Here is a 17,680-nt window from a genome sequence, read left to right on the forward strand (position 1 = left end):
CACCCTCTCCCCCACCTGGGGCGTCTACAGCGGCTACGAACTCTGCGAGAACACCCCCCTGCGCGACGGCGGCGAGGAATACCTCGACAGCGAGAAGTACCAGCTCAGGCACCGCGACTGGGAGACCGCCGAACGCGAGGGCCGCACCATCACCCCCCTCATCACCCGGCTCAACACCATCCGGCGCGCACACCCCGCGCTCCACCGGCTCAGGAACCTCCGCTTCCACCGGACGGACAACGACTCCGTCATCGCGTACAGCAAGCGCAGCGGCTCCGATGTCGTGCTCGTGGTCGCCAACCTCGACCCGCATCACCCCCAGGAGGCCACGGTCTCGTTGGACATGCCGCAACTCGGCCTGGACTGGCACGAGTCGGTACCGGTGCGCGACGAGCTCACCGGCGAGACCTACCACTGGGGCGGCGCCAACTACGTGCGGCTGGAGCCGGGGCGGGCTCCCGCGCATGTCCTGCACGTACCGAGACCGCCCGCCGCACAGCGAAACGGAGGGCCAGGAACGTCATGACCGTGAACGAGCCAGTGCCGGACACCTTCGAGGACACCCCCGCCAAGGACCGGGACCCGGAGTGGTTCAAGCGTGCCGTCTTCTACGAGGTGCTCGTCCGTTCCTTCCAGGACAGCGACGGTGACGGCATCGGCGACCTGAAGGGTCTGACCGCCAAACTGGACTACCTGCAGTGGCTGGGCGTCGACTGCCTCTGGCTGCCGCCCTTCTTCAAGTCCCCCCTGCGCGACGGCGGCTACGACGTCTCCGACTACACCGCCGTCCTCCCCGACTTCGGTGACCTCGCCGACTTCGTGGAGTTCGCGGACGCGGCGCACCAGCGCGGGATGCGCGTGATCATCGACTTCGTCATGAACCACACCAGCGACGAACACCCGTGGTTCCAGGAGTCGAGGAAGAACCCCGACGGCCCCTACGGCGACTTCTACGTGTGGGCGGACGACGACAAGGGCTATCCGGACGCGCGGATCATCTTCGTCGACACCGAGGCCTCCAACTGGACGTACGACCCGGTGCGGGGGCAGTACTACTTCCACCGCTTCTTCTCCCACCAGCCGGACCTCAACTACGAGAACCCGCGCGTGCAGGAGGAGATCCTGGCGGCCCTGCGCTTCTGGCTGGACCTGGGCATCGACGGTTACCGGCTGGACGCGGTGCCGTACCTCTACGCGGCCGAGGGCACCAACTGCGAGAACCTGCCCGCCTCGCACGCCTTCCTGAAGCGGGTGCGCAAGGAGATCGACACCCAGTACCCGGACACGGTGCTGCTGGCGGAGGCCAACCAGTGGCCGGAGGACGTCGTCGACTACTTCGGCGACTACGCCGCCGGGGGCGACGAGTGCCACATGGCCTTCCACTTCCCGGTCATGCCCCGCATCTTCATGGCCGTCCGCCGCGAGTCCCGCTACCCGGTCTCCGAGATCCTCGCCAAGACCCCCGCCATCCCGTCCGGCTGCCAGTGGGGCATCTTCCTGCGCAACCACGACGAGCTGACCCTGGAGATGGTCACCGACGAGGAACGCGACTACATGTGGGCGGAGTACGCCAAGGACCCCCGCATGCGCGCCAACATCGGCATCCGCCGCCGGCTCGCCCCGCTGCTGGACAACGACCGCAACCAGATCGAACTCTTCACCGCCCTGCTCCTCTCCCTGCCGGGCTCGCCGATCCTCTACTACGGCGACGAGATCGGCATGGGCGACAACATCTGGCTCGGCGACCGCGACGCCGTCCGCACGCCGATGCAGTGGACCCCGGACCGGAACGCCGGATTCTCGTCCTCCGACCCCGGCCGGCTGTTCCTGCCGACCATCATGGACCCGGTCTACGGCTACCAGGTCACCAACGTCGAGGCCTCCATGGCCTCCCCGTCCTCGCTGCTGCACTGGACCCGCCGGATGATCGAGATCCGCAAGCAGAACCCGGCGTTCGGCCTCGGCTCGTACACCGAGCTGCCGTCCTCCAACCCGGCCGTACTCGCCTTCCTTCGCGAGTACGAGGACGACCTGGTGCTCTGCGTGAACAACTTCTCACGCTTCGCACAGCCCACCGAGCTGGACCTGCGCGAGTTCGACGGACGGCACCCGGTCGAGCTGTTCGGCGGGGTGCGCTTTCCCGCCATCGGTGAACTGCCGTATCTCCTGACCCTCGGGGGCCACGGCTTCTACTGGTTCCGGCTCACCCGAGTCGCGTCCCGCATCGGCCGACGACTGTGAGCGTGTGCCGGGGAGAGGAGGCGTCACCATGACGAAGACCGCGTTCCTGCGGCCGCGAAGCGCGCCCGCCGAGTCCATGGAGTCGCTCACCGGGCTGCTGCGCGAGTGGCTGCCGCTGCAGCGCTGGTTCGCCGGCAAGGACCGGCCCGTCACCGACCTCGGTGTGCTGTCGATGACGGAACTGTTCCCGGGCTGTCTGCACATGCTGGTGCACGCCGGTCACGGAGGCGTGCCCGCTCCCGGCGGCACTCCCCCGGCCGGTGACTGCTACCAGCTCCTCCTCGGCGTACGGGAGCACCCCTCGCCGCGGCTCGGCAAGGCGCTCATCGGCAGGGTGCCGGACGGCCGGCTGGCCGGGCTGACGGTCTACGACGCCCTGCACGACCCGCGCGCCGCCCAGCTGCTCCTGGAGCGGCTGCGCCACCCCGGCGCGGCGGGCCCGCTGCGTTTCGAGTGCGACGGGTCCCAGCAGGTGCCCGCCGGGCTGGTGCCGCGCCTGATGACCGCCGAGCAGTCCAACTCCTCGCTGGTGTACGGCGACGAGTACATCCTGAAGGTGTTCCGGCGCGTCCAGCCCGGTGTCAACCCGGACCTGGAGGTGCCCGGGGCGCTGGCCCGGCAGGGCTGCCACCGGGTGCCCGCCCCGGTGGCCTGGCTGCGCACCACGTATCCGTTCAACGCGACGCTCGGCGTGCTCCAGCCGTATCTGCGCAACGCCTCCGACGGCTGGACACTGGCCCTCGACGCGCTCGCCGCCGGTGACGACTTCACCGCGCAGTCGCACGCGCTGGGCCGGGCCACGGCGGACGTCCACCTGGCGCTGTCCACGGCGTTCCCCATCGGCGCGCCCGGCGAGAACGGGCGGACGGCGGCGGCGATGACCGAACGGCTGACCGCCGCGGCGCACGCCGTCCCCGTGCTCCAGCCGTTCGTGCCGGGGCTGCGGGCCGCCTTCGCCGCCCTGACCACCTGCGACGCCGGGCCGCCCGCCCAGCGCGTCCACGGCGACCTGCACCTGGGGCAGGTGCTGCGGGCGGGGCGCGAGTGGTTCGTCATCGACTTCGAGGGCGAGCCGTCCCGGCCGCTCTCCGAACGGCGCAGCGCCCACTCCCCCGTGCGGGACATCGCCGGGATGCTGCGCTCCTTCGACTACGCCGCCCGCCAGCGCCGCCCCTGGCGCCCGGAGTGGGCGCGCCGCTGCCGTGAGGCCTACTGCGCGGGCTACGCCGCCCGCGCCGGCTGGGACCCGCGCAAGAAGCACGGCCTGCTCCGCGCCTACGAGACGGACCGGGCCGTGTACGAGGTGCTGTACGAGGCCCGGCACCGACCCGACTGGCTGCCCGTACCCATGGCGGCGATCGAGCGCCTCGCCGTGAGAGGAGACTGAAGCCGTGGCCCTGCGTGACACCCCGCTTCCCGAGTCGGCCGGGCCCGTCCCGTCCGCCGCCGCGCCCCCCGGCGCCGCACCCGCCCTCGACCCGACCGACCGGGGGCGCCTGCTGGCGGGCGCCCACCACGACCCGCACGCGCTGCTCGGCGCCCATCCGGTGCCCGGCGGGATCGCCTTCCGGGCGCTGCGCCCGTTCGCCCGTGAGGTGGGCGTCGTCGTCGACGGCGCCCGCACCCCGCTCGTCTCGGAGGGCGACGGCCTGTTCTCCGGAGTACTGCCGCTGGACGCGGTCCCCGCGTACACGCTGACGGTGGCCTACGGCGACGACGAGGCCGTCGAGACGCACGATCCGTACCGCTTCCTGCCCGCGCTCGGCGAGTTCGACCTGCATCTGATCGGCGAGGGCCGGCACGAGGAGCTGTGGACGGCGCTCGGCGCGCACCCCATGACCCACCAGGGCGTCACCGGCACCCGCTTCACGGTGTGGGCGCCGAACGCGCAGGGGGTGAGGGTCGCCGCCGACTTCACCCACTGGGACGGCACGGCGTTCCCGATGCGCTCGCTCGGCTCGTCCGGGGTGTGGGAGCTGTTCCTGCCCGGTGTCGGCGAGGGCACCTGCTACAAGTTCGAGATCCACTCCCGCCACGGCCACCGCTTCCTCAAGGCCGACCCGATGGCGCGGCGCACGGAGACGCCGCCGAACACGGCGTCCGTCGTGACGGCCTCGCACTACGAGTGGGGAGACGCCGAGTGGTTCGCGCGGCGGGCGGCGACGCCCGTGCACGAGGCGCCGTTCTCGGTGTACGAGGTGCACCTGCCGTCCTGGCGGCCGGGACTGACGTACCGCGAACTCGCCGAGGAGCTCCCGGCGTACGTCAAGGACCTCGGCTTCACCCACGTGGAGCTGATGCCGGTCGCCGAGCACCCCTTCGGACCGTCCTGGGGCTACCAGGTCACCGGCTTCTACGCGCCGACCGCGCGGCTGGGCGCCCCGGACGACTTCAAGTACCTGATCGACGCGCTGCACCGGGCCGGAATCGGCGTGATCATGGACTGGGTGCCGGCGCACTTCCCGAAGGACGACTGGGCGCTGGCCCGGTTCGACGGGGACCCGCTGTACGAGCCCGGGGACTCCCGGCGCGCGGAGCACCCCGACTGGGGGACGTACACCTTCGACTTCGCCCGCACCGAGGTGCGCAACTTCCTGGTCGCGAACGCCGTCTACTGGTGCCAGGAGTTCCACATCGACGGACTGCGCGTGGACGCGGTCGCCTCCATGCTCTACCTGGACTACTCGCGCGAGGACGGCGGCTGGGAGCCGAACGCGTACGGCGGCCGGGAGGACCTGGCGGCGGTGGGGTTCCTGCAGGAGATGAACGCGACCGTGTACCGGCGCTGCCCCGGCGTGGTGACCATCGCGGAGGAGTCCACGGCGTGGGGCGGGGTGACCCGGCCCACCGACACCGGCGGCCTCGGGTTCGGCCTGAAGTGGAACATGGGCTGGATGCACGACTCGCTGGAGTACGTCTCCCACGAGCCGGTGCACCGCAAGTACCACCACCACGAGATGACGTTCGCGATGGTGTACGCCTACAGCGAGAACTACGTGCTGCCCATCTCGCACGACGAGGTGGTGCACGGCAAGCAGGCGCTGGTGTCGAAGATGCCGGGCGACTGGTGGCAGCGGCGGGCGAACGTGCGGGCCTACCTCGGTTTCATGTGGGCCCACCCGGGCAAGCAACTGCTGTTCATGGGGCAGGAGTTCGCGCAGGGCGCCGAGTGGTCCGAGAAGGCCGGCCCGGAGTGGTGGCTGCTCGACGACGGGTACCACTCCGCGGGCGACCACCGCGGGGTGCGGGACCTGGTGCGCGACCTCAACACCCGCTACCGGGCGACCCCGGCGCTGTGGCAGCGCGACACCGACCCGTCCGGCTTCCGGTGGGTGTCGGTCGACGCGGCCGACGACAACGTCTTCGCGTTCCTGCGGTACGACACCGAGGGCCGGCCGCTGCTCGCGGTGTCGAACTTCTCCCCCGTGGTCCGGCACGACTACCCGCTCACCGTCGGCGACGACGTGATCGCCTGGCAGGAGGTCCTCAACACCGACGCCGCGCACTACGGCGGCGGGGACGTCACGAACCCGGACCCGGTCAAGCCCGAGGACGGCACCGTACGGCTCACGCTGCCGCCGCTCGCGACAGTGTGGCTGACACCGATCACTCTGTGAGGGTCCGGCGACGCCGCCAGGTGTCCGACGCTCCGACCGGGGCATTCGGGGTCGTACGGCCGAGGGCTTCTCGGCGTCGTCACGGCAGGTCACAGAAGGGCGGCACCAGGTGCGCACCGTCGGAGTGGAGGAGGAACTCCTCCTGGTCGATCCGGAGAGCGGCGAACCGCGGGCGATGTCCGCGGCGGTACTCGCCCGCGCCGCCCGGGACGGCGCGGAACAGGACGTCTTCGAGAAGGAACTGCACGAGCAGATGCTGGAGTTCGCCACGCATCCGCAGTCCTCGATGGAGAGCCTGCACGCGGAGATCGTCCGCTGCCGCGAGGAGGCCGCCGGGCACGCCGGGAAGATCGGCTGCACCGTCGCCGCCCTCGCCACCTCGCCGCTGCCGGTCAGCCCGGCCATCGGCGTCAACCGGCGGTACCAGTGGATGGAGGAGCAGTACGGCATCGCCACCCGGGAACAGCTCGTCCTGGGCTGCCACGTCCATGTGTCCGTCGAGTCCGACGAGGAGGGCGTCGGGGTCGTGGACCGGCTGCGGCCCTGGCTGACGGTGCTGGCGGCGCTGAGCACGAACTCGCCGTTCTGGCAGGGCAAGGAGACGGGGTACAGCAGCTACCGCAGCCGGGTCTGGCAGCGCTGGCCGTCCGCCGGTCCGACCGAGACGTTCGGCTCGGCCGAGCGCTACCACCGGCGGGTCGCCGACATGGTGGCCACCGGCGTCATCCTCGACGAGAAGATGGTCTACTTCGACGCCCGGCTCTCCCAGCAGTACCCGACGGTGGAGATCCGCGTCTCCGACGTCTGTCTGCACGCGGAGACGGCGGCGCTGATCGCCACCCTCGCCCGCGCGCTGGTGGAGACCGCGGCACGCGAGTGGCGGGCCGGCCGGGAGCCGGCGGACCCCGGCGTCAGCCTGCTCCGGCTGGCCGCCTGGCAGGCGGCCCGGTCGGGGCTGACAAGTGAACTGCTCCACCCGGAAACCATGCGCCGCATGCCCGCCGAGGCGGTCGTGCGGGCCCTCCTCGACCACGCCGCCGAGGCCCTGGAGGCCACCGGCGACCTGGAGCGCGCCCGCGAGGGCTGCGCACGGCTGCTGCGTGACGGCAACGGGGCGCAGGTGCAGCGCGCCCTGCTGGAACGCACGGGGAGTCTGAGGGACGTCGTCACGGAGTGCGTACGGCACACCCAGGGAGCGGGGCGTACGGGGTCCGCTCCTCTCGGGTAGGGGCGTCAGATGATGAGGACGATGGCGTAGACCAGGAAGAACGCCGCGATCAGCGCCACGAGGACGAGGATCGCGGCCATCGGGCCCTTGGCCCAGCCCTTGGTCGGGTTGTGCGTCTCCCGGGGGCCCGCCTCGGGCAGGCTGCTCTCCGCGGGCGGGGTCTCGCCCGGGGGTACGCCGCCGCCCGGTTCGAGGCCGGTGCTGCGTTCCGGTTCGGGATCTGGGTTGACGTAACTCATGCCGTCCGGGTCCCCCGAAAACGCCGAGATCATCAGTGCGGACACACTTGTCGCGATCCCGGCGCGTGGGCGCTCCGGCTCGGCTACATTCAGGCACCGCCGATGACGGTACCCATCGGCCGAGTCACAGCCCGTACACGTCAGGAGCAGTGCATGCGCGACCTCGCTCTCGCTCCCCCGTCCGCCTCGCCCCTGGCCGGCGGCCTCGCCGACAGCCTCTTCGAGACGGCGGCCGAGAGCCCCGGTCTGCCGATGCTCGCCCACCGCGCCGGTCCGGCCTCCGCCACCTGGGAGCGGATCACCGCCATCGAGTTCCGCGACGAGGTCGTCGCCGTGGCCAAGGGCCTGGTGGCGTCCGGGATCTCGCCCGGCACACGGGTGGCGATCATGGCGCGCACCCGCTACGAGTGGACCCTCCTGGGCCATGCCCTGTGGACGGTGGGTGCCGAGGTCGTCCCCGTCTACCCGACCTCCTCGCGCGAGCAGGTGGAGTGGATCCTGCGGGACTCCGGCTGTGTGGCCGTGCTGGTGGAGGACGAGCAGGGCGTGATGACCGTCGGGTCCGTGTGCGCCGCGCTGCCGGCGCTGCGGCACGTGTGGCAGCTGGACGCGGGCGCGCTGGACCAGCTCGTGGCGCGCGGCGAGTTCATCCCGGCGGCCACGGTCGACTCGATGCGCCGCATCGTCCTGCCTGACTCCACGGCCGTCGTCGCCTACACCTCCGGCACGTCCGGCCACGCCATGGGCTGTGCGCTGAGCCACCGCGGCCTGGCCTTCATGAGCGACACCCTGCTGGCGGGCTGGGGCCACGTCACGGCGCCCCCCGGTGAGCAGGCCGCCGTCCTCGCCTTCCTGCCCTTCTCCCACGTCTACGGTCTGATGATCCAGGTGCTGTGCGTGCGCGGCGGGCTGCTGATGGGGCACGAACCCGACATCGGCGGGGAGTCCCTCTCCTCGGCCCTGCGCACCTTCCGGCCCACCTATCTGTACGCCGTCCCGTCGCTGCTGGAGAAGATCTACAAGAACTTCCTGCGCTCGGCACAGCTCTCGGGCCGCGGCGCCCTGTTCGAGCGGGCGGCCGGCACGGCACAGGACTTCGCCGCCGCGCTGGAGCGGCAGCGGCTGGGCCTCGGTTCCGGGCCGGGCCTCGACCTGCGGCTGCAGCACGCCCTGTACGAGCGCACGGTCTACCGCAGGCTGCGGGCCACGCTGGGCGGCCGGGTGCTGCGGGCCACCTCCGGGGGATCGACGCTCAACCGCGACCTGTCCCTCTTCTACGAGGGGATCGGCATCTACGTCCACGACGGCTACGGGCTCACCGAGACCAGCGGCGGGGTGACGATGCAGCCGTTCGGGCGGGAGAAGTCCGGCACCGTGGGGCAGGCGCTGCCGGGCACCGGGATACAGGTGGCCGACGACGGGGAGATCCTGGTGCGCGGACCGTCGGTGTTCCAGGGATACGTGGGTGACGAGGCCGCCACCCGGGCCGTGCTGCGCGGCGGCTGGCTGGCCACCGGCGACCTGGGGCGGCTGGACGCCGAGGGCTACCTCACGATCACCGGCCGCAAGAAGGACATCATCATCACGAGCAGCGGCAAGAGCGTGGCGCCGGCGGCCCTGGAGCAGCGGCTGCGGATGCACCCGCTGGTCCACCAGGCCGTCGTCGTGGGCGACAACCGGCCGTGTGTGGGTGCCCTGATCACGCTGGACCCGGAGTTCCTCAACGACTGGCGGGCGGCGCTGTCCCTGCCGGGCGACGCGCCGGCCCGGGAGGCGCGGGAGGAGAACGCCCTGCGGGAGGAGATCGCGCGGGCGGTCGCCGCGGCCAACAGCAGTGTGTCCCGCTCGGAGTCGATCCGGGTGTTCCGGGTGCTGCCCGAGCCGTTCGACGTGGCCAACGGGCTGCTGACGCCGTCGATGAAGCTGCGCCGGGACGAGATCGTGCGGCACTACGCGCTGGAGATCGACGCGATGTACCACTCCCGGACCCGTCCGGGACGGACACCGGCCGTGGACGAGCCGTCCGGCTGGGACGACTCGGACAACGTCTTCCGCTGACCGCCCGGACAGGCCCCGGCCCTTCCCGTCGTCCGCCCGAGGGACGCCCCCGCGCGAGCTCGGTCCGAGCGTGCGATCGCAAGGCGCCGGAGCGCCCTCGATGGGGCCCGCTCATGGGGCGCCCCTCCGGGGAGTGCGTGCCGGACGTCGTCGGGCAGGCTCCGGGAGCCGCTGCCGGTCGGTGACGGGTTTGTCACCGGGCGGGCACGGGCATGCGGGCGCGTAGGCTCCGCCCGCACGGGAACCCACAGTTCGAGGGGGCGCAGACGCGAGGACGACTGCCCCGCGACGACGGGGCCTGGAAGGCGAGATGGCACGCGAGCCGCGTAGGGACAGGACACTGGCTGCCGAGGACATCACGAGCCGCATCGCCAGCTTCCCGGGGGAGCTGCACGATGTGACGGACGCACGCCTGGTCGCGGAGGAGTTCCTCTTCGACCTGGCCCGTGTGTCGGCGCCGTCGGCTCCGGAGCACTGGGACGACATACTCCTGGTGGTCACGGAGCTGGCCGCCAACGCGGTGCAGTACGCGCCGGGCCCGTTCCAGCTGCGTCTGCGCAGAACGTTCGACGGGGTGCACGTGGTGATGCACGACACCAGCACCACCGAGCCGGCCCCGCGGCCCTTCCACCCCAACCGCGGCGGCGGCGGGATCGGCTGGCACCTGATCCACACGCTGTGCGACCAGGTCAGCGTCGTCAGCGACGACCACGGCAAGGACATCCACGTCTTCCTGCCCTGGTGAACCTAGGCCGGCGCGTCGCGCAGGGGGACCAGCACGCTGATGGTCTTGCCGCCGCCGGGGCGCCTGCGGACGTCGATGTCCCGTGCCAGCCGGATCACCAGGGGCCAGCCGTAACCGCTGCCGCGGTGCACGGCCGGCAGGTCGCCGGTCCCGCCGGCGGCCTCGGGGATGACGTCGCTGTGGTCGTGGACGGCGATCCGTACGCCCTCCTCCGTCGTCCGCGCGTCGAAGCCGGCCAGTCCGGCGCCGTGCCGGATGGCGTTGGTGACCAGCTCCGACACGACGAGCGAGAGGTCGATCATGTCCTGGTGGTGCGGGGTGCGGCCCTCGGACTCCCAGCGCGCCCGCACCGTCGCCTCGGCGTGCGCCCGCGCGCCGGCGGCGCTGCGCACCCCCGTACCGGCGGCCGGACACGTCTGTCGTGCGGTGTTCACCCGGTGGGGCTCTCGCGCGTCGGCAGCCGGTGATAGTAGTCACCGACCGCGGTGAGATAGGCGGGATCCATGGTCTCGCTGTCGGTGCGGAACGGGGGCGCCGCCTTCACCTCGGCCCTGGTGCAGGCCAACGTCACCTGGCGTTCCCCGGCGTGGACGGCCGCGACGACGCCGACCGGCACCAGGAGGCTGCGGCCGAACACCCACACCCCGGTGTCGACGACGAGGTGCCGCATGCCGTGGTGGTCGGCCTGCCGGTCCACATGGCCGATGGTGCCGTCGCTCGCGACGACGGTGTAGTCCGTGAGGTCCTGCCCCTGGACCTGGTCCAGGTCCGGCGCGTACGACCAGATGCTGTCGATGGGCACTGCTCCTTGCCTCCCCGATGACGACGGATCCCCTGGGCGTCACCCAGCTCCACAGCAGCAAATACCCGTCAGGGGCGCGCGCATTCGAAAGGCGTGGACCAAAACCGCACGCCGGTGCGACGGGACTTCGCAGGCCGCGGAAAATCCGGCTGAGTACCCCTCATGAGCCGATGTATGCGTGCGGCCCCGAATTTTCGCGGATCGGTTCCCCCGGTGGTGCGACGCTTTGTTCCGCACCCGCGACCTGGGTTAGCCTTCGGCGTATTTTCTCATCGCGCACATCCGTGAACTGCGGAAACGCGCACTGACTCTGGCCGGAACGAGGGTGCGCATGACCAGCAAGAGCACCGAGGGGACCGAGGCGACGCCGGGGGACCAGGAGCTGAGGCGGCTCCTGGCGGGGCTGACGGCCGTACGGGACGGGGACTTCGGCACCCGGCTGCCGGACGACGCGGACGGCCTCATGGGGGACATCGCCAAGGTCTTCAACGGGATGGTGGACCAGCTCTCGGTGTTCACCTCCGAGGTGACTCGGGTGGCCCGCGAGGTCGGCACCGAGGGGGCGCTGGGCGGCCAGGCGCAGGTGCCGGGGGTCTCGGGCACCTGGGCCGACCTGACGGACTCGGTGAACGCGATGGCGGGCAACCTCACCGCGCAGGTCCGCAACGTCGCCCAGGTGACGACGGCGGTCGCCAAGGGCGACCTGTCGCAGAAGATCACCGTGGACGCCCGCGGCGAGATCCTCGAACTCAAGAACACCATCAACACGATGGTCGACCAGCTCTCCGCCTTCGCCGACGAGGTCACCCGCGTCGCCCGCGAGGTCGGCACCGAGGGCCGCCTCGGCGGACAGGCCGATGTGCAGGGCGTGAAGGGCACCTGGCGCGATCTCACCCACTCGGTGAACTTCATGGCCGGCAACCTCACCGGCCAGGTCCGCAACATCGCGCTGGTGGCGACGGCGGTCGCCAAGGGCGACCTGTCGCAGAAGATCACCGTGGACGCCCGCGGCGAGATCCTCGAACTCAAGAACACCATCAACACGATGGTCGACCAGCTCTCCGCCTTCGCCGACGAGGTCACCCGCGTCGCCCGGGAAGTCGGCACCGAGGGCCGCCTCGGCGGACAGGCGCAGGTGCGCGGTGTGTCGGGCACCTGGAAGGACCTCACCGACAACGTCAACGTGATGGCGTCCAACCTGACCGGTCAGGTCCGCTCCATCGCCCAGGTCGCCTCCGCGGTGGGCCGGGGCGATCTGTCGCAGCGGATCAGGGTCGAGGCGGCCGGTGAGGTCGCCGCGCTGGCCGACGTCATCAACACCATGGTCGACACGCTGTCGGCCTTCGCCGACGAGGTCACCCGCGTCGCCCGCGAGGTCGGCACCGAGGGCCGCCTCGGCGGCCAGGCGCACGTGCCCCATGTCGCGGGCACCTGGCGGGACCTCACCGACAACGTCAACTCCATGGCCAACAACCTCACCGGCCAGGTCCGCAACATCGCGCTGGTGACGACCGCCGTGGCCCGGGGCGACCTGTCGAAGAAGATCGACGTCGACGCGCGCGGCGAGATCCTGGAGCTGAAGACGACCATCAACACGATGGTCGACCAGCTCTCCGCCTTCGCCCAGGAGGTCACCCGCGTCGCCCGCGAGGTCGGCACCGAGGGCCGCCTCGGCGGGCAGGCGGAGGTCGAGGGCGTCTCCGGGACCTGGAAGCGGCTCACGGAGAACGTCAACGAGCTGGCGGGCAACCTCACCCGGCAGGTCCGCGCGATCGCCGAGGTGACGAGCGCGGTCGCCGAGGGCGACCTGACCCGCTCCGTCAACGTGGAGGCCTCCGGTGAGGTCGCCGAGCTCAAGGACAACATCAACTCGATGGTGGAGTCCCTGCGCGAGACCACCCGGGCCAACCAGGACCAGGACTGGCTCAAGACCAACCTCGCCCGGGTCTCCGGCCTGATGCAGGGCCACCGCGACCTGTCGGTGGTCGCCGAGCTGATCATGGACGAGCTGGTGCCGCTGGTGTCGGCCCAGTACGGCGCCTTCTATCTCGTGGAGGACGGCGACGGCGGCCCCGAGCTGCGGCTCGTCGGCTCCTACGGCTACCCCGACGACGACGGCCGGCCCGCCCGGATCGCGTTCGGCCGCACCCTGGTCGGCCAGGCCGCGCGCAGCCGCCGCACCATCACGGTGGACGAGCTGCCGCCGGACTACGTCACCATCTCCTCCGGGCTGGGGCAGGTGGTGCCGACCACGCTGGTGCTGCTGCCCATCGTGGTCGAGGGCCAGGTCCTCGGCGTGATCGAGCTGGCGTCGGTGACCCCGTTCACCCAGATCCACCAGGACTTCCTGGCCCAGCTGATGGAGACCATCGGCGTCAACGTCAACACCATCGTGGCCAACGCCCGGACCGACGAGCTGCTCGTCGAGTCGCAGCGGCTCACCGCCGAACTGCAGGAGCGCTCGGCTGAGTTGCAGACCCAGCAGGAGGAACTCCAGCACTCCAACGCGGAACTGGAGGACAAGGCCGCGCTGCTCGCGGAGCAGAACCGGGACATCGAGGCGAAGAACCTCCAGATCGAGCAGGCCCGGCAGGAGCTGGAGGCGCGGGCCCAGCAGCTTTCGCTGGCCTCGAAGTACAAGTCGGAGTTCCTGGCGAACATGAGCCACGAGCTGCGCACCCCGCTCAACAGCCTGCTGATCCTGGCCCAGTTGCTCGCGCAGAACCCCTCGCGCAACCTCAGCCCGAAGCAGGTCGAGTACGCGCAGATCATCCACTCGGCCGGCTCGGACCTGCTGCAGCTGATCAACGACATCCTCGATCTGTCCAAGGTCGAGGCCGGGAAGATGGACGTCAGCCCCGAGCGGGTGGAGCTGCGCCGGCTCATCGAGTACGTCGAGGCCACCTTCCGGCCGATGACGATGCAGAAGAGCCTGGACTTCACCGTGACGACGGCGCCGGGCGCGCCGGCCGACCTGCTCACCGACGACTCGCGGCTGCGGCAGGTGCTGCGCAACCTGCTGTCCAACGCGGTCAAGTTCACCGAGCGGGGCGGCGTGGAGCTGCGGATCGAGCCCGCGCCGGACGACGAGGTGCCGAGCGGTGTACTGCGGGGCGGGTCCGTGGTGGCCTTCCGGGTACAGGACACCGGTGTGGGCATTCCCGAGCAGCACCTGGAGGCGATCTTCGGCGCCTTCCAGCAGGCGGACGGCACGACGAGCCGCAAGTACGGCGGCACCGGGCTCGGTCTGTCCATCACCCGGGAGATCGCGCATCTGCTGGGCGGCGCGGTGACGGTGGACAGCGTCGCGGGCCAGGGCAGCACGTTCACCCTGTTCCTGCCCGTGGCCCGGCCGGACTTCGAGGAGCTGCTGCGGCCCGTCGTGGTCCCGGACGGGGAGCGGGGCGAGGCCCTGCCGAAGGTGCCGGCCCAACAACCGGCGGCGATCGAGGCGGGGCCGGCGTCCGGCCGGCGTCCGCGGCGGCTGCTCGTCGTGGAGGAGCGGCCCCGGGGTCTGCTGACCCTGGTCGCGGAGAGCGTGGTCCAGGACGTCGCGCACGGCGACGGCACCTCCCGGCCGTCGGTCGACATCCTCACCGCCGTCGGCGCCCAGGAGGCGGCCGGCGCGCTGGCCGCCGATCCCTGCCACTGCGTGGTGCTGGAGCTCGGCATGGACCAGGAGGAGGTCACCCGGTTCCTGGAGGCGCTGCGGGGCGACGCCGCCCTGGCCAGCGTGCCGGTGCTGGTGCACAGCGGCCACCGGGCCGACGCGGCGGTGGAGGAGGACCTGCGGTCCCGCGCCGAGGGCACCGCGCTGGAGTTCCTGTCCAGCCTCGACGAGCTGCGCGAACGCATCGCCCTGCACCTCGCCGCGGAGGAGCCCGGCGACGTGCTGTCGCTGGTGCGGCCCGACGAGCCGCAGCGGCCGGCGCCGCAGACCGTCGTGGACGGCGCGTTCTCCGGCCGTACCGTCCTCGTCGTCGACGACGACGCGCGCAACCTCTTCGCGCTCAGCGGGATCCTGGAGCTGCACGGCTTCCGGGTGCTGCACGCGGAGAACGGCCGCAAGGGCATCGAGAGACTGGTGAACAACCCGGACGTGGCGCTCGTGCTGATGGACGTGATGATGCCGGAGCTGGACGGCTACGCCGCCACGGCCGAGATCCGCGCCATGCCGCAGTACGCCGAGCTGCCCATCATCGCCGTCACCGCGAAGGCGATGCCCGGGGACCGGGAGAAGAGCCTCGCCTCGGGGGCCAGCGACTACGTCACCAAACCGGTCGACACCCAGGACCTGATCGCCTGCGTCCGCCGCTGGCTGCCCGCATGAGCCCCGGGGAGCAGCCGGGCGAGCGGTTCGGCACGTCCCGGCTCGAACGGCCGTCGGCCGGACCCGCCGGGGTGTCCGCGGACTCGCCCGTGGGCAGGCTGGCGGCCACCGTGGACCGGCTCAGCCGGGAGGTGCGGGCCGCGCAGGCCGAGGCCGAGGGCCGGGCGCTGATCGAACTCGCCAAGGGCATCCTCGTCGAGCGCCTGGGGTGCGGTCCCTCACAGGCCGCCCGCCAGCTCGCCGAGCTGACCGAGCAGGCCGGGACGACCCAGCTGGAGTTCGCGGTCGAGGTCATCAACCAGGCCGCCCGGGACCGGATGTCCGAGGTGACGGACGCCTTCCTGGCCGCCACCCGGGCCACCGAGGAGGCGGGGCAGGACCTCGCCGCCGTACGGCTGCGCGCGGCCGAGAGCGGGGTGCTGGCGGCGGACGACACCCAGGCCGTGGCCGAGTCCCTGCTGGCGCAGGCGCTGCGTCCGCTGGGCGCGGTGGCGGTGGCGATCTGGGCGGTCGGCGCCGACGGATCGCTCACCCTGGCGGGCAGCGCCGGGTTCTCCCCCGCGGAGGCGGCGCGCTGGTACTACGTGCCTCCGGACGTGGCGACGGTCGCCCGGTGCGGCCTCGCGGAGCGCGACGGCCTGTGGATCACGTCGCTGGCCGAGAGGGGCCTGCCCAGTGTCGGCCGGCACCATCACCCGGACGGCGGCAGGGCGGCCGTACCCGCCGGTACGGGGGGCCGTGTGTACGGCGTGCTGGAGATCGTCTGGCCGGCTCCGCTGCCCGAGCAGCCACCGCAGATCGTGCGTCAGGTGGAGGCCCTGGCGGAGCTGTGCGCGCACACCCTGGAGACGTACACGGCGCCGGGCGGCCCGGACCGGCAGCCCCGGACGCTGCCGGACGCCGCGGAACTGATGGAGCTGGCTGACGGGCTGTACGACCCGGCCCTCGTCCTGGTGCCGCAGCTGGACATCTCCGGGAATCTGGTGGATTTCCGCATCCAGCACGTCAACAGCCGTTTCCTGGACCCGGCGGGCCGGCCGCGTGCCATGGTCAGCGGCGCGCTGCTCCTGGAGGCGTATCCGATGGCCGCCGGGGACAGCGAGCTGTTCCAGCGGATCGAGCGGGTGTACGCCACGGGGGAGCCGTTCCGTGCCCGGCGCATGAACCTGACCGCCCTCGTCGACCAGGTGCCGCTGTCCGCGGTCGCGGACATCAGTGTCAGCCGGCACGGCTCCGGCATCCTGTTCATCTGGCGGATCGAGGACGAGACGGCCCGCCTGGCGAGCCTGCTCCAGCACGCCCAGCGGCTCGGCCGGATCGGCGGGTTCGAGGAGAACCTGCTGACCGGGGAGATCACCTGGAACGGGCAGCTCTTCGACCTGTACGGACGTCCGCAGTCCAGCCTGCCGGTGCCGCTGGAGGAGCTGCCGGCGCACGCCCACCCGGACGACGCCGTCACCATCGGCCGCTTCCTGCGCACGCTGCTGCACCACCGGCGCCCGGCGTCGGCCGCCTTCCGGCTGCAACGCCCCGACGGGGTGACCCGGCACATCCGGGTCGTCGCCGAGCCGGTCCTGGACACCGACGGCCGGCTGCTCACCACCCGCGGCGCCTACCAGGACATCTCCGCCCAGCACTGGACCGAGGTGGCGCTGGCGGCCACCCGCGACCAGCTCGCGCACACCGAGCAGCACGCCAGCGAACGCGACCGGCTGGCGCTGCAGTTGCAGCGCGCCATCATGCCGCCCACCCAGGCGCCGCTCCAGGTGCCCGACCTCGACGTGGCCGTCCGCTACCGGCCCGCGGAGGCCGAGCAGCTGGTGGGCGGCGACTGGTACGACGCCGTGGTGCTGCCGTCCGGGCTGGTGCTGCTGTGCGTGGGCGACGTCGCAGGGCACGGCATAGAGGCGGCGACCAGCATGGTCGTCCTGCGCAACGCGCTGCGCGGCCTCGCCGTCACCGGGGCGGGCCCCGGACAGCTGCTGTCCTGGCTGAACATCGTGACGCACCATCTGACGGGCGGCGTCAGCGCCACCGCCGTGTGCGGCCTGTACGACCCGGACTCGCGCACGCTGCGGTGGGCCCGGGCCGGTCATCTGCCGCCGGTGCTGGTGCGTGGCTCCGAGGCCGCTCCGCTGCCGCTGGTGCGCGGCATGCTGCTCGGTGCCGTACCGGAGGCGGCGTACGAGGAGTCGGAGGTGCGGCTGGCCGCCGAGGACAACCTGCTGATGTACACGGACGGTCTGATCGAGCGCCGGGACCGCACGGTGGAGGAGTCGCTGACCCATCTGCTCACCACCGCCGCCACCGCCCCGGGCACGCTCGACCAGCGGCTGGACCGGCTGCTCACGTACAGCAGGTCGGACACGGACGACGACACATGCATCGTCGGCATCCGGGTCGGCTGAGGAGGGAGCCTC

12 protein-coding genes are annotated in these 17,680 nt (G+C 71.8%); 9 read left to right on the forward strand and 3 right to left on the reverse strand.

Going from position 1 to position 17,680, the window contains the following annotated elements; genetic code table 11:
* From AMK33_RS29110 to AMK33_RS29130, 5 genes are all read left to right on the forward strand, one after another.
* Window positions 1-526 (forward strand): alpha-glucosidase C-terminal domain-containing protein (locus AMK33_RS29110; protein ID WP_201263101.1); only part of this gene is annotated, 526 nt, incomplete at its 5' end.
* Window positions 523-2,241: a maltose alpha-D-glucosyltransferase gene (gene treS, locus AMK33_RS29115; protein WP_073935950.1), complete on the forward strand. Its 1,719-nt coding sequence runs from the start codon at window positions 523-525 to the stop codon at window positions 2,239-2,241. The genes AMK33_RS29110 and treS, both read left to right, overlap by 4 nt.
* Window positions 2,242-2,269: 28 nt before the next feature.
* Window positions 2,270-3,628 (forward strand): maltokinase N-terminal cap-like domain-containing protein, encoded by a 1,359-nt coding sequence (locus tag AMK33_RS29120; protein ID WP_073935951.1) that lies wholly within the window; start codon window positions 2,270-2,272, stop codon window positions 3,626-3,628.
* Between the two features lie 4 nt (window positions 3,629-3,632).
* Window positions 3,633-5,858 (forward strand): 1,4-alpha-glucan branching enzyme, encoded by a 2,226-nt coding sequence (glgB, locus tag AMK33_RS29125; RefSeq protein ID WP_073935952.1) that lies wholly within the window; start codon window positions 3,633-3,635, stop codon window positions 5,856-5,858.
* Between the two features lie 109 nt (window positions 5,859-5,967).
* Window positions 5,968-7,086 carry a glutamate--cysteine ligase 2 gene (locus AMK33_RS29130; RefSeq protein WP_073935953.1) on the forward strand — a complete coding sequence of 373 codons (1,119 nt, stop codon included), beginning with the start codon at window positions 5,968-5,970 and terminating at the stop codon, window positions 7,084-7,086.
* Window positions 7,087-7,091: 5 nt separating this feature from the next.
* Here the strand turns inward: AMK33_RS29130 and AMK33_RS29135 are convergent, their stop codons facing one another.
* The gene (locus AMK33_RS29135) at window positions 7,092-7,325 is read right to left on the reverse strand and encodes a DUF6480 family protein (RefSeq protein ID WP_073935994.1); all 234 of its coding nucleotides are present in this window, start codon (window positions 7,323-7,325) and stop codon (window positions 7,092-7,094) included.
* Window positions 7,326-7,478: 153 nt separating this feature from the next.
* Between AMK33_RS29135 and AMK33_RS29140 the strand changes: the two genes are divergently transcribed.
* Together AMK33_RS29140 and AMK33_RS29145 are read left to right on the forward strand one after the other, a co-directional pair.
* On the forward strand, window positions 7,479-9,383 hold the full coding sequence (locus AMK33_RS29140) for an AMP-dependent synthetase/ligase (RefSeq protein ID WP_073935954.1): 1,905 nt from the start codon (window positions 7,479-7,481) through the stop codon (window positions 9,381-9,383).
* Window positions 9,384-9,693: 310 nt separating this feature from the next.
* Window positions 9,694-10,128, forward strand: coding sequence for an ATP-binding protein (locus AMK33_RS29145; RefSeq protein ID WP_073935955.1), 435 nt, complete (start codon window positions 9,694-9,696; stop codon window positions 10,126-10,128).
* Between the two features lie 2 nt (window positions 10,129-10,130).
* Here the strand turns inward: AMK33_RS29145 and AMK33_RS29150 are convergent, their stop codons facing one another.
* Together AMK33_RS29150 and AMK33_RS29155 are read right to left on the reverse strand one after the other, a co-directional pair.
* Window positions 10,131-10,562 (reverse strand): ATP-binding protein, encoded by a 432-nt coding sequence (locus tag AMK33_RS29150; protein ID WP_073935956.1) that lies wholly within the window; start codon window positions 10,560-10,562, stop codon window positions 10,131-10,133.
* A complete protein-coding gene (locus tag AMK33_RS29155) occupies window positions 10,559-10,930 on the reverse strand; it encodes a hypothetical protein (RefSeq protein ID WP_073935957.1) in 372 nt (123 codons plus the stop codon). Before AMK33_RS29155 ends, AMK33_RS29150 begins: the two co-directional genes overlap by 4 nt.
* Window positions 10,931-11,261: 331 nt before the next feature.
* Here AMK33_RS29155 and AMK33_RS29160 point away from each other — a divergent pair, with 331 nt between their 5' ends.
* Both AMK33_RS29160 and AMK33_RS29165 read left to right on the forward strand, forming a co-directional pair.
* Window positions 11,262-15,260 (forward strand): HAMP domain-containing protein, encoded by a 3,999-nt coding sequence (locus tag AMK33_RS29160; protein ID WP_073935958.1) that lies wholly within the window; start codon window positions 11,262-11,264, stop codon window positions 15,258-15,260.
* Window positions 15,257-17,668 carry a SpoIIE family protein phosphatase gene (locus tag AMK33_RS29165; RefSeq protein WP_073935959.1) on the forward strand — a complete coding sequence of 804 codons (2,412 nt, stop codon included), beginning with the start codon at window positions 15,257-15,259 and terminating at the stop codon, window positions 17,666-17,668. The genes AMK33_RS29160 and AMK33_RS29165 overlap by 4 nt, the downstream gene beginning before the upstream one ends.
* The last annotated feature ends 12 nt before the right edge of the window (window positions 17,669-17,680 follow it).

This window comes from Streptomyces sp. CB02400 (genome assembly GCF_001905725.1).
GTDB classification, from domain to species: Bacteria; Actinomycetota; Actinomycetes; order Streptomycetales; family Streptomycetaceae; genus Streptomyces; species Streptomyces atrovirens.

Coding starts and splice junctions, on each gene's coding strand:
- AMK33_RS29135 (WP_073935994.1), bottom strand. CDS start 7,325: ATGAGTTACGTCAACCCAGATCCCGAACCGGAACGCAGCACCGGCCTC.
- AMK33_RS29120 (WP_073935951.1), top strand. CDS start 2,270: ATGACGAAGACCGCGTTCCTGCGGCCGCGAAGCGCGCCCGCCGAGTCC.
- AMK33_RS29140 (WP_073935954.1), top strand. CDS start 7,479: ATGCGCGACCTCGCTCTCGCTCCCCCGTCCGCCTCGCCCCTGGCCGGC.
- AMK33_RS29145 (WP_073935955.1), top strand. CDS start 9,694: ATGGCACGCGAGCCGCGTAGGGACAGGACACTGGCTGCCGAGGACATC.
- AMK33_RS29160 (WP_073935958.1), top strand. CDS start 11,262: ATGACCAGCAAGAGCACCGAGGGGACCGAGGCGACGCCGGGGGACCAG.
- treS (WP_073935950.1), top strand. CDS start 523: ATGACCGTGAACGAGCCAGTGCCGGACACCTTCGAGGACACCCCCGCC.
- AMK33_RS29165 (WP_073935959.1), top strand. CDS start 15,257: ATGAGCCCCGGGGAGCAGCCGGGCGAGCGGTTCGGCACGTCCCGGCTC.